Source organism: bacterium (assembly GCA_030019025.1).
Classification (GTDB): domain Bacteria; phylum Hydrothermota; class Hydrothermia; order UBA1063; family UBA1063; genus UBA1063.
Genome location: JASEFR010000012.1, coordinates 40,035 through 51,536, shown reverse-complemented (window position 1 = coordinate 51,536; position 11,502 = coordinate 40,035). Strand labels below are relative to the sequence as shown.

The 11,502-nt window shown below is 40.4% G+C and carries 13 protein-coding genes; 11 read left to right on the top strand and 2 right to left on the bottom strand.

Annotated elements, in window-relative coordinates:
• Positions 1–66 precede the first annotated feature (66 nt).
• Entirely contained in the window at positions 67–255 is a 189-nt protein-coding gene (gene rpmF, locus QMD82_04520; protein ID MDI6851183.1) for a 50S ribosomal protein L32, read from the bottom strand.
• A gap of 167 nt (positions 256–422) precedes the next feature.
• On the opposite strand from rpmF, the gene rpmA reads away from it, so the two are divergent.
• Positions 423–680, top strand: a complete 258-nt coding sequence (rpmA, locus tag QMD82_04515) for a 50S ribosomal protein L27 (GenBank protein ID MDI6851182.1) — start codon at positions 423–425, stop codon at positions 678–680.
• 11 nt (positions 681–691) lie between these two features.
• On the opposite strand, the gene QMD82_04510 is transcribed toward rpmA, so the two are convergent.
• Positions 692–2,464, bottom strand: coding sequence for a DHHA1 domain-containing protein (locus QMD82_04510; protein MDI6851181.1), 1,773 nt, complete (start codon positions 2,462–2,464; stop codon positions 692–694).
• A gap of 59 nt (positions 2,465–2,523) precedes the next feature.
• Here QMD82_04510 and QMD82_04505 point away from each other — a divergent pair, with 59 nt between their 5' ends.
• Genes QMD82_04505 through QMD82_04460 form a run of 10 tightly spaced genes read left to right on the top strand, consistent with a single transcriptional unit; the run spans position 2,524 to position 11,484 of the window.
• Positions 2,524–3,522: an AIR synthase-related protein gene (locus tag QMD82_04505; protein ID MDI6851180.1), complete on the top strand. Its 999-nt coding sequence runs from the start codon at positions 2,524–2,526 to the stop codon at positions 3,520–3,522.
• The gene (locus QMD82_04500) at positions 3,519–4,262 is read left to right on the top strand and encodes a hypothetical protein (protein ID MDI6851179.1); all 744 of its coding nucleotides are present in this window, start codon (positions 3,519–3,521) and stop codon (positions 4,260–4,262) included. The genes QMD82_04505 and QMD82_04500 overlap by 4 nt, the downstream gene beginning before the upstream one ends.
• Positions 4,263–4,272: 10 nt before the next feature.
• Positions 4,273–5,415: a methionine adenosyltransferase gene (gene metK, locus QMD82_04495; GenBank protein MDI6851178.1), complete on the top strand. Its 1,143-nt coding sequence runs from the start codon at positions 4,273–4,275 to the stop codon at positions 5,413–5,415.
• Positions 5,408–6,661 (top strand): adenosylhomocysteinase, encoded by a 1,254-nt coding sequence (gene ahcY, locus QMD82_04490; protein MDI6851177.1) that lies wholly within the window; start codon positions 5,408–5,410, stop codon positions 6,659–6,661. Before metK ends, ahcY begins: the two co-directional genes overlap by 8 nt.
• 9 nt (positions 6,662–6,670) lie before the next feature.
• Positions 6,671–7,771, top strand: a complete 1,101-nt coding sequence (locus QMD82_04485; GenBank protein MDI6851176.1) for a hypothetical protein — start codon at positions 6,671–6,673, stop codon at positions 7,769–7,771.
• Between the two features lie 9 nt (positions 7,772–7,780).
• Positions 7,781–8,575, top strand: coding sequence for a hypothetical protein (locus tag QMD82_04480; protein ID MDI6851175.1), 795 nt, complete (start codon positions 7,781–7,783; stop codon positions 8,573–8,575).
• An 11-nt stretch (positions 8,576–8,586) separates the two neighbouring features.
• A complete protein-coding gene (locus tag QMD82_04475) occupies positions 8,587–9,411 on the top strand; it encodes a hypothetical protein (protein ID MDI6851174.1) in 825 nt (274 codons plus the stop codon).
• Positions 9,408–10,052 carry a hypothetical protein gene (locus QMD82_04470; protein MDI6851173.1) on the top strand — a complete coding sequence of 215 codons (645 nt, stop codon included), beginning with the start codon at positions 9,408–9,410 and terminating at the stop codon, positions 10,050–10,052. The genes QMD82_04475 and QMD82_04470 overlap by 4 nt, the downstream gene beginning before the upstream one ends.
• Positions 10,052–10,525, top strand: coding sequence for a signal peptidase II (gene lspA, locus QMD82_04465; GenBank protein ID MDI6851172.1), 474 nt, complete (start codon positions 10,052–10,054; stop codon positions 10,523–10,525). Before QMD82_04470 ends, lspA begins: the two co-directional genes overlap by 1 nt.
• Positions 10,522–11,484, top strand: a complete 963-nt coding sequence (locus tag QMD82_04460) for a hypothetical protein (GenBank protein ID MDI6851171.1) — start codon at positions 10,522–10,524, stop codon at positions 11,482–11,484. The genes lspA and QMD82_04460 overlap by 4 nt, the downstream gene beginning before the upstream one ends.
• Positions 11,485–11,502 lie beyond the last annotated feature (18 nt).

Below are 11,502 nucleotides of genomic sequence, written 5' to 3'. Positions count from 1 at the left end.
AGATTTGGCTGCGAAAGAAAAAGGGGGCCTGCATGGGCCCCCTTTTTCTTTCGCAGAGAAGACTTTTTATTCAGTTTTAGTTTTAACCACCATTACGGGTTTGCCTTTGTAGTACCCACAATTCGGACAAACGGTATGTGGAGTTATTGGTTCTCCACAGTTAGGACAGGTGACAACTGTTTTCATTTTTACTTTGTAATGTGTCCTTCTTTTTCTTGAACGTGCCCTTGAATGTTTTCTTTTCGGTGCCGGCATCTTAATCCTCCTTTGGAAGTTTGAAAATTATAATGAGATTTTTGCGTAAAATCAAAGCAATTTCTAATATTGTTGTTTAGAGTGAATTTGCTTTGTGATTTTGGACCTTTACAGGTTGAAAATACGAACTGCTTAACTTAAAATAAGAGAACTTCAGGAGGTAAACCATGGCGCACAAAAAAGGAATGGGTTCATCGAAAAATGGAAGGGATTCTATTTCCAAGAGACTGGGTGTTAAGAATTTTGAGGGGCAGTTTGTTAAAGCTGGAAACATTCTGGTAAGACAAAGGGGCACAAAGTTTCACCCTGGTTATAACGTCGGTCTTGGCGCGGATTATACTATTTACTCCCTCATTGACGGTTACGTGAAGTTTGAAAGGAGAAAAAATAAAGTTTTTGTGTCCGTTTACCCTCAAGCTGAATAGTTGAGTTAGATCTAATCATCACCGCTTGGTTTAAGATCTAAAATTTTGAGTTCAAAGATCGGGGTTTCATTTTCTATTTCATTTTCTCTTAAGTTAATAGAGAAAGCCAAGTCTACTTTTTCACTTTCAGATAATATCTTCAACTTTTCCTGTCCGTTGAAGTAAATTGCCCTTAACTTTACCTCTGGACCATTTATCAAAAAGGATACATGCTTTTCTCTGTGTATTTTGATGCTTGACCTGTCTGCAGAAACTCCTTTAAGAACGAAAACCGGTTCGGGATTACCTACACCAAAGGGGGAAAGTAATTTATAATATTCAGTAATATTCTCCCTTAAATCACGGAGCTGAACTTCCCCGTCAATTTCCAAAGCGGGTTCGAGATCCAAACCACTAAGAAGTTCTGAGGCGTACAGGTTCAAATCTTCTTTAAATTTTTCAAAGTTCTCCCTTCGGATTTTTAAACCACAGGCCAGTTTGTGTCCACCAAAAGACTCAAGATAGTCGCTAAATCTTGAAAGAGTGTCATGCATATCAAACTCTTCTATGCTTCTACAGGAACCCCTTCCGATATCTTGTTCAAAGGTGACAAGGATCACCGGCCTTCTAAATTCTTCCACAAGTTTTGAAGCCGCTATACCTATAACTCCATAGTTCCATCTTTCTGAGGCCAGAACAAGGACGTAATTTTCTTTCAAATCAAGTTTAAGGGCCTGCTCCATTGCTTCTTCAAAAATTACTCTTTCCTCTTCCCTTCTTTTATTATTGAGTCTTTGTAAATTCTCTGCAAGAATAAAGGCTTTTTCGTCATCCTCTGTAATGAGCAGTTCGAAAGACTCATTGGCATGGGATATCCTACCTGCTGCATTGATTCGTGGGGCCAGGATAAAGGAGATGTGAAAAGGATTTATTTCGCCGTCAGAAATTCCGGCAACGAACTTTAAAGCATTAATTCCGGCTTTATTTGAATTGGTTAAGACTTCGAGTCCCTTTTTAACAAAGATTCTATTTTCTTTGACGAGTGGAACCATGTCACCAACCGTTCCCAAGGCCACAAGGTCGAGGTCATTGTATAGCTCCTCTGGATCTTCGTCAAAATAGGTATAGAGTGCTTCAAGAAGTTTGAAAGCAACCCCTACACCTGCGAGGTTTGGATCGGGGTAGACCTCTAACTTCGGGTTTAAAATAGCGTAGGCTTCGGGTAAAATGTATTTTGGCGTCCTGTAGTCTTCTTCTAATTTGGTAAGGTTTTTGTGAACAAACTTTTTAATGATTTTTGGATTGCTGATGTTGGCTCTTTTGGGTTCGTGATGATCAGTTATAATAAGGTCTAATCCTTTGAATTTAGCAGTGTATGCAGGACCAAAGGCCGAAATACCTGTATCTACCGTTAAAATTACTTTAAAGCCTTCTTTTGCCGCTTTCTCTATTGCTTTTTGTGAGACACCATACCCCTCAGTAGCCCTGTGGGGAATGTAATGGTCTACATAAAACCCCAATCTATCCAGTCCGCGAAAGAGTAAAGCGGCACCACTTATACCATCCACATCGTAATCACCATGAATTAGGACCTTTTCCCTCTTCTCAAGGGCTTCTGCGAGTCTTTCTACAATTCTTGTAACGCTTTTTAATTTAAATGGGTCATAGAAGGTTCTTTTGTGTGCATATAGAAATTCTTCTGCAGCCTCGGGCGTTATTTTTCGTGTGGAGAGAATAATAGAAATAATCTTAGGATAGTCGTACCACTCCGGTGGAAACTCCTGTTTGCGGTAACGCCATTTCATATTAATAATTTTCAAGTTTTAACTATATTCAATCAATCTTTTGCCCTATAATTATACACATGCCATTAAAACCCGGTAAAGTACCACCTGATTTGTTAAAATTGGCCCTGGAGAAGTTGGAAGTGAGTTCTGAAGATATTCTCATAGGGCCGAGATACGGTGTTGATGGCGCAATTGTTAAGGTAAAAAATCCTCATCTTGCCCTGACTTCTGACCCCATAACTTTCACGTCCAAGGATAGCGTTTATTATCTTATGGCTTGTAACATTAACGACCTCATCTCCATGGGAGCCAGGCCTCTGTATCTCAGTGTGAATTTACTTTTTTATGAAGGAGCCACTGAAGAGGAGGTTTTAAATACCTTTGAAGAGTTGGGAGCCTACTCAAAGAAATTTAATGTTTCGGTAATAACTGGCCATACCGAGGTAACGCCCGGTCTAAAAAGTACTATTCTTTCAGGATTTATGGTGGGTCAGGTTGTTAGGGAGGTTTCTCCTGAAAAGATTAGAGTGGGGGACGTGATAGTTCAAGTTAAAGGCGTTGCCATTGAGGGTACGAGTATAATTTCCCGAGAAAAGCAAGACGAACTTGTAAAAGTTTTTGGAGAACCCTTTGTAAAAAGGTGTCAAGACTTTCTGTATGATCCTGGGATTTGCCTCTTTGATGTTGGTATTAAGTTGATTGAAAACTATGAGATTCACAATCTTCACGACCCAACGGAAGGTGGAATCGTCACCGCTCTATTTGAATCTATACAGGCTTCAGGGCTTGGGGCGTTTATTGACGGAGATAGAATTATCATTTATAGTGAAACGAAAAAACTCTCAGAACATTACCGCATTGACCCCTTGGGACTTATAGCTTCGGGTTCGCTAATTGTCTTTACAGAAAAAAGGGAAGCGGAGCGTATTTGCGATGACCTTAGAAGAGAAAATATACCAGCGGAGATAATCGGGGAGGTAAGAGAAAAAGAGGCGGATATTTTAATTAAAAAACAACAAGTTTTGAAAAAATTGGCGCCATTTGAAAGGGACCAAATACTGGAGGTATTGGGATGAAAATTTTATTGATGCTTTCCTTATTGTCTGACTTCCAACTTCTCTTTTCTACTCAGGGATTTGGTGAACTGAGAAAGTTTGGAGGCACGCTTAAGAGAAGAAGTGCTATGGGCAAAATAAGTATGGAGTCCGACATCTTTCAGTGGGGGAGGATCAGACTTGTTATCTACGGTTTTGAAAACATCTGGATGGGCCGGGATGTGGGGCCTATACAGCTTGATCCTCAGGAGGCCGACTATTTGCTGGGAGGCGGGTTCAAAACAATAAGCAATGATAAGTGGTACGCAATTTTTCTTGATCATACCTGTTATCACAAGATTGATACTTTTGTAGATAGAAGCCTTTATTGGAATAAACTTAAGTTTGTTTTTAGCAATCGCAACTTAAATCTTAAAACGGAGCCACGTTTTTTTTATTACCGTCTGGAGATTGGTTCATACCTTCGTCACGAGAAGATCCCTTGGTTAACTGTTGGAAACCCAAACCAGTTCGATTTATTGTTTAATCTGTTTTACGTCTATCCGGTTTCAAACACAGTTATGCCATTTTTAGATGTAAGTTTTTACAGTGGCTTGACTTTGGACTATAATTTAACACCTGAAATTGAAGTGAATAGTGGGTTATTGTTGAGTGGTATTAGTAACGAGGGAATGATTTATTTAGGTTTTAGGCCTATAGACCGAAAAGGTTATAGAGAGGCAGAGGGTGTGATATACCTCGGGTTAAAAGTTAAATTTTAGGAGGTAAGAGATGGGAAGGCTGTTTACGTCTGAGTCGGTTACAAAGGGGCATCCAGATAAGATTTGTGACCAGGTTTCCGATGCCATTCTTGATGCTGTTTTAAAGGATGATAAAAAAGGTAGGGTTGCCATAGAGGCCCTCACTACGAGAGGGCTTGTAATGGTCGCCGGTGAGCTTACCACCTCTACATACGTAGAAATCCCCGAGGTGGTAAGGGAGGTTATTAAAAAGGCTGGATACGTGAGGCCTGAGTACGGGTTTGATTATAAATCTGTTGCGGTAATAACTTCCATTCAGGAACAATCCCACGACATTGCCATGGGTGTTGATGTTGGCGGCGCGGGTGATCAAGGTTTAATGTTTGGCTACGCTACCGATGAAACACCGGAGCTAATGCCCTTACCTATTGTTCTCGCTCACAAACTGGTCAAGAGGCTTACTGAGGTGAGGGAGAATGGTATTCTCCCCTATTTGAGGCCCGATGGAAAGTCACAGGTCACCGTTGAATATGATAATACTGGTAAGCCTTTTAGGGTTAATACTGTGGTCCTTTCAGCTCAGCACGATGAAGAGGTGAAAGTAGAAAGGCTTCGCGAGGATTTGAGGGAACTGGTTATTAATCATGTTATTCCTGAAGAGTTGAGGGACCGTGAAATGAAGTGCTACATCAATCCGACGGGCAGGTTTGTTCAGGGTGGTCCCGTTGCAGATACGGGTGTCACGGGAAGGAAGATAATGGTGGATACCTATGGTGGGTTTGCGAGGCACGGAGGAGGTTGTTTCTCGGGAAAGGATCCGACGAAAGTGGATAGGTCTGCAGCATATATGGCGAGGTATATTGCAAAGAATATTGTGAAAGCGGGTATCGCAAAAAAGGTGGAAATCCAGCTGGCTTATGCTATTGGTGTTGCGGAACCTGTTGCTATTTACGTTGATACTTTTGGCACTTCTGAATACCCTGAGGAGCAGATTGTTAAAGCAATAAGGAAAGTCTTTGACCTCACACCTCGTGGAATAATTGAAAAACTTGACCTTTTGAAGCCCATATACTATAGAACTGCAGTTTACGGTCATTTCGGAAGGGAGGAGGAAGGATTTACGTGGGAATTTGCCGATTCCACCAAAAATCTTTTAGAGGCTTTAAATGACTGATTATAAAATTAGAGATATTAGCCTTGCCGATTCCGGACTTAAAAAGATTGAATGGGCATCAACACGGATGAGGGTTTTGAGAAAGTTTGTAGAGGAATTAAAAGATGCACACCCTCTTTCCGGAATACAAATTTCTGCCTGCTTACATGTTACATCAGAGACAGCTAATCTTGTGATTGCGTTGAAAGAACTTGGTGCAGAGGTTTACCTTTCGCCCTCCAACCCCCTCTCTACACAGGATGATGTTGCAGCGTCACTGGTCAGAGATTTTGGTATCAGCGTATTTGCGGTCCATGGCGAAAGTAGAGAAAGTTACTATGAAAATCTTGATATAGTGGCTTCAAGGTCGCCGGAAATTATAATGGATGATGGCGCAGATCTTACTACACTTGTTCATGAAAAGAAATTGTATCATAATATAAAGGGAGGAACAGAAGAGACCACGACGGGAGTGATTCGTATTAAGGCAATGGAAAAAGATGGAGTTCTGAAGTTTCCTGTTATTGCGGTTAATGAATCCCAAACTAAACACCTTTTTGATAACCGCTACGGCACAGGTCAATCAACGATAGACGGGATATTAAGGGCAACTAATATATTGCTTTCCAGTACTACGATGGTTGTTGCAGGCTATGGTTGGTGTGGAAGAGGAATTGCCATGAGGGCAAGGGGTATGGGTGCAAGGGTAATAGTGACCGAAGTCGATCCCATTAAAGCTCTCGAGGCCTTTGAAGATGGCTTTATGGTTATGCCTATGGAAGAGGCTGTGAAGTTTGCTGATGTCGTAGTTACTGCAACAGGTTGTAAGGATGTTGTAACCGCAAAGCATTTTGAAGTCATGAAAGATGGTTGTATATTGGCCAATGCAGGTCATTTTGATGTTGAAGTGAATGTGAAATATCTTTACGAAAATGCCGCTAAGATTGAAAAAATAAGGGAGAATCTTGAGAAAGTTATTTTAAAAAGTGGAAAAGTTGTTTATTTGTTGGCTCAGGGAAGGTTGGTTAATTTAGCCGCGGCAGAAGGACACCCCGCGGATGTGATGGACCTTTCCTTTTCCAATCAACTTCTCGCGGTTCTTTACCTTTTAGAAAATTCGGGGAAATTAAAATCTGGAGTTTTCACACTACCGGATGACCTTGATCGTAAAGTTGCTGAATATAAATTGAAAACCCTTGGAGTTTCAATAGACAATTTAACAGATGAACAGAAGAAATATTTAAAATCTTGGGGGGAAGGGACATAGGAGGTACTTATGAAGCTTGCTATTCTCTTACTTTTGTGGCAAGCATCCCCAGTAAATGTTAGGGCCTATGATACACCTAACGATGCTGGGGGAAGCATTACAGTAACCTGGGGATTGGACACTACCTGGGCGGTAAGCAAGATAGAAATCTACAGAACCCAGGACCCCAACGTTCCCGATACATTAATTGAGACCCTTTTTAAAGTGGAAACTCAGTTTCAAGACTTAGGAGTTGTCGATAAAACTCCTTATTATTACAGGGTACAAATCTATCAGGGAGACTCGTTGATAGCGGAGGGTAAAACTACTCAGCCTGCAATAAGCACAGCGCAGTGGTTTAATTCAAGAAGACTTTCTGTTTTAATTATCCTCATATTTTATACTGCCTTCCTTATCTACTTCATTATGAGGGCGAGAGTGGATAAAAATCTCTTCATAAGGAAAATCGCGGGGCTTGAAGCCATAGACGAGGCTGTGGGGCGTTCTACGGAAATGGGCCGACCTATTCTCTACGTTATGGGTCTTGGTTTTATAAGTGATATTCCGACGGTAGCTTCTCTTGCTATATTGAAAAGGGTAGCTTACAAGGCCGCGGAATACGAAGCAGATGTTATTGTCCCTTGCTACGATCCCATCGTAATGGTTGCAGCACAGGAAACGGTAAAAGAAGGTTATATAGAAGCGGGAAGACCTGACCTTTACAAGGAATCTAATATCTATTACCTTACATCTGATCAGTTTGGTTATGCCGCTGGTGTGGACGGTATTATGATGAGGCAGAGACCTGGTGCGGTTTTTCTTCAAGGATATTTCTACGCAGAATCTTTGATCCTTGCAGAAACGGGCCATTCAATCGGAGCCATTCAAATTTCTGGAACTACCGCGGTTACTCAGCTTCCTTTCTTCATAGCCTCAACGGATTACACCCTTATTGGGGAAGAGATGTATGCTGCTAGCGCCTATCTTTCCCGAGATGCCCTTTCGCTTGGTACGATAAAGGGTGAGGACTACATCAAGATGGTTCTTGTTATAATTATCTTTATCGGCTCTCTGATGGAGACCTTTGGGATTGGAAACCATATGCTGGTGAACTTTTTCAACATTTTTTAGGAGGGGATAATGAAAAAAGAGATCCCACTTGCAATAACCTTTATTTCAGGGTTTTTACTCGTCCTTGCCTTGTTCATACCCCACAAGCCCTTTGGAAATCTTGAAGAGATATTCAACGACTGGTACATAATAGTCTCCGGTTTCACTATGCTACTTGGAATTGATAGCCTTTTAGGATATAATTTTGGCAAAATAAGGCGCAAAGAAAAGGATGCTCCTTACGCTCTCATTTTAATTTTGAGTTTCTTTCTAACCCTGCTCTGGGGAGTAATTGAGATTATTAGAACTCCTGAACACAATCCATTTTCGCCTTCATCAACCTTTTCCAGATATTTTTACAATTCGATTTTTGTACCACTTCAGTCTACGATGTTTGCAATTTTATCTTTTTTCATAGCCAGTGCAGCTTACCGGGCATTCAGAGCAAAAGAATTTAATTCGGCACTGCTTCTGGTTTCGGCGGTAATAGTGATGTTAGGCAGGATTCCTCTTGGTCAGGGTGCTGCTCCTTACGTAATTACTATCATTTTCCTGATATTTGCATGGTATTTTTACTCAGAAGCTGTAGGAATCACGGAGACAAGAATAAAGCTTATTTACATTTTGGTTGCTATTCTCTTTGTCGTTTTGATATACCCTATCGGATGGGTTTATCTGAGACAGCACATACCTTCCTTTTCCGATTGGTTGATGAACGTGCCCCAGATGGCTGGAAAGAGAGGCATCATGATTGGAATTGCTCTGGGTGGTATAGCTATGTCTATAAGAATAATTCTCGGCATAGAGAGAACTTATATGAAATAGGGGGATAGAAGATGAGAGAATTTTTTGAGAAACTTTCAAGGATTGATAGGAGAATAATTTATCTTACCGTTTTCCTCGCCACAGCAATTCCTATTTTGACAAAGATAACAATGAAAATTGAGCCTCTTCCTGAGGTAGTGAAGGCTTATAACTATATCGAGAGTTTGCCCGAAAGCACAATAGTGATGGTTTCTATTGATTACGACGCTGCAAGTATGCCTGAACTTCAACCCATGTTGGAAACTTTCTTGCACCATGCATTCCGCAAGAATCTAAAGGTCATAATGCTTGGTCACTGGCCTTTAGGTCTTCCTCTCGGTCAACAGGCGTTGGAAGATTTGGCAAAGAAATACAACAAAGTTTACGGTGTAGACTATGTTTTTCTTGGATATCGTCCCGGTGTAGCTGCTGTTATTATAAATATGGGCAAGGAGATACGGAATGTGTTTTCAACTGACTACAAATATACGCCAATAGATTCTCTTCCGCTTATGAGAAGAGTAAAGAATTATAAAGATATTAAGCTTCTTTTTGGTCTTGAGGCGGGTGCAGTAGGTGATTCCTGGATCCAGTATGGATATGCAAGGTATGGATTACCTATAATCCTCGGGACCACTGCAGTTATGACCCCTGATTACTATCCCTACTTGCAGGCAAACCAGGTCATATCGGTCATTGGAGGATTGAGAGGGGCGGCGGATTATGAGACCCTTGTGGGAATAAAAGGACAGGCATCTATTGGAATGCTTCCACAGTCAGTAATACACCTGGTAATTATTGCTTTTATAATAATTGGTAATATTGGTTTTCTTGTTTTAAGGAGGACAAAGAAATGAGCAACATTATCTGGACGTGGATAGCTGCCTTTTTCACCTTAGCTATTTTGTCCTTTCTTTATAAGGACAATCCTTTTTATAAGTTTGCCGAACATGTTTATGTTGGGAGTTCGGCAGCCTTCATGGTTTTGTATGTCTGGGTTTTTGATGCCTACCCAAAGCTGGTTATTGGTTTTACTGAGAAAGTGGGCGTTCAGAGATACCTCTTAATAATTCCTTTGATTCTTTCTCTCTTTATTCTTTTGAGATTTATAAAGCCTTTGTCCTGGCTTTCCCGCTGGCCGATTGCTTTTACCGTGGGTATGGCTGCAGGTCTTGGTATTACAGGCTTGACACAGGGATTTTTAGTACCACAGGTTCAGGCTTCAATACTCCCACTCTTTGTAAAGGGCTCAACAGCGGGAGAGACTATTCTCTACACTTTTAACAATTGGATTATTGTTTTGGGCACAATATTCACCATTCTATATTTCTACTTTTCACGGGAGCACAAAGGAATATTGGGTGTTTCTTCGAAAGTAGGCATAACAATCTTAATGATAACCTTTGGCGCATCCTTTGGTTACACGATAATGGCTCGTATTTCTCTTTTAATTGGTAGAATATACTTCTTACTTCATAACTGGTTAAAGCTGGTTTAATGAGGACGGTAATTTTTCTCTTTGCTTTACTTTTTTCGATTGACAGAATCACCAAATACCTTGTCGTAAAACTTCTTCCTTATGGCGCGGAAGTAAATGTAATTGGAGAGTTTGTGAAAATTACCCATGTCCGAAACCCACATTCACTATGGAGTATTTCCCTCGGGCGGAATTTTCCCTACGTGATTCTTGGTTTAATTGCTGTGGTTTTTCTCACTGCTTTGATTTTAGATTCTATTAAGTCAAAGAACGTTTTTAATGCTAACCTTTTCGCGGTAATCCTGGCAGGGGTTGCTGGCAATATTGTAGACAGGGTCCATTTTAAAGAAGTGATAGATTTTATTGACATTGGCCTTTCGCCCACCTTAAGGTGGCCTGTTTTTAATGTTGCAGACTCTTGTATTTCGATAGGACTTGCCATTTACTTTATAATGGTATTAAAAGAGTATTTTACCAAAAGGAGTCAAAAATGAGGTTGTTGCTCTTAATTGTAACATCATTAACAAACCTTTATACGGGTGTTCCGTACGGTGATCAGCTGGACTTAAGAGGTTTGCCATTCCTCGATTCTTTTGGAAAATATTATGTATCCTTTACATTTAATAGTGCCTTAGTAAATGAATATAGGTATCAGTACCTTTATGATTCCTACAACAACACCGTTGGAAGGCAGATTACATACGAGAGAAACAATTATTACCTTCTTAAGCCAAGTTTGTCTTTAGGGTACGCTTTTTTGGGGGTAAAAACCTACCTTTATTTAAGGGGGGTAGCAGATTTAAACTACCTTTATGAAAAAATTCAATATAATTCAAGCTACTTGGTCGAGGATACTATAAGGGAAGAGAGGAAAGGTGACATCTTTGAGGGTGGCTTTGCAGTATCTCTCAATATTGCGGGCTTTAATGTGGCGACAGGGATTGGCTTGATAAACAAAAATTCTCCTACTTTGATTCAGAGATCTGTAAGAGCATTGGGTGCGGCCGGATATTCTTCTAAGTCTTTCGGTGTTTTAGTTCAACTTTTAACAAAGGTGAAATTCCCTGATGAAAACTTTTATTCACTGCCTAATCAATTGGTCTTCTCTGGATATTACAACCCCGCTGTTAAATCAGGGGCTAAAATTCATTTTGACCTTCTTTACAAACGATTTTCGAAGATTAACGCAGCACTTAAAGATTACTGGGTGGGATCTTTGGAAATATCCCATGCGTTTCGTGACATGGCTTTTTTGAAAGTTGGCGGTTTGTTAGAAAAGAGTTTTGTCGATGACACTTATATTCCAGGAATTGACTTTGCCCTCGGATATAAGATGAGTCCCTTTTATTTTGAATTGAGCGTATGTAAGACCTTTATCAGTTATTCACAGGGTAGTGAACTTATTGAGGAAAATCCTTTAAAAATTCGTTTTGATATCAAAATAGCAGACTAAACTTTTTGGGGGGTGAAA

Excerpts from the sequence above, each read along its gene's own strand:
- rpmF (MDI6851183.1), bottom strand. The coding sequence starts at position 255 with ATGCCGGCACCGAAAAGAAAACATTCAAGGGCACGTTCAAGAAAAAGA.
- rpmA (MDI6851182.1), top strand. The coding sequence starts at position 423 with ATGGCGCACAAAAAAGGAATGGGTTCATCGAAAAATGGAAGGGATTCT.
- QMD82_04510 (MDI6851181.1), bottom strand. The coding sequence starts at position 2,464 with ATGAAATGGCGTTACCGCAAACAGGAGTTTCCACCGGAGTGGTACGAC.
- QMD82_04505 (MDI6851180.1), top strand. The coding sequence starts at position 2,524 with ATGCCATTAAAACCCGGTAAAGTACCACCTGATTTGTTAAAATTGGCC.
- QMD82_04500 (MDI6851179.1), top strand. The coding sequence starts at position 3,519 with ATGAAAATTTTATTGATGCTTTCCTTATTGTCTGACTTCCAACTTCTC.
- metK (MDI6851178.1), top strand. The coding sequence starts at position 4,273 with ATGGGAAGGCTGTTTACGTCTGAGTCGGTTACAAAGGGGCATCCAGAT.
- ahcY (MDI6851177.1), top strand. The coding sequence starts at position 5,408 with ATGACTGATTATAAAATTAGAGATATTAGCCTTGCCGATTCCGGACTT.
- QMD82_04485 (MDI6851176.1), top strand. The coding sequence starts at position 6,671 with ATGAAGCTTGCTATTCTCTTACTTTTGTGGCAAGCATCCCCAGTAAAT.
- QMD82_04480 (MDI6851175.1), top strand. The coding sequence starts at position 7,781 with ATGAAAAAAGAGATCCCACTTGCAATAACCTTTATTTCAGGGTTTTTA.
- QMD82_04475 (MDI6851174.1), top strand. The coding sequence starts at position 8,587 with ATGAGAGAATTTTTTGAGAAACTTTCAAGGATTGATAGGAGAATAATT.
- QMD82_04470 (MDI6851173.1), top strand. The coding sequence starts at position 9,408 with ATGAGCAACATTATCTGGACGTGGATAGCTGCCTTTTTCACCTTAGCT.
- lspA (MDI6851172.1), top strand. The coding sequence starts at position 10,052 with ATGAGGACGGTAATTTTTCTCTTTGCTTTACTTTTTTCGATTGACAGA.
- QMD82_04460 (MDI6851171.1), top strand. The coding sequence starts at position 10,522 with ATGAGGTTGTTGCTCTTAATTGTAACATCATTAACAAACCTTTATACG.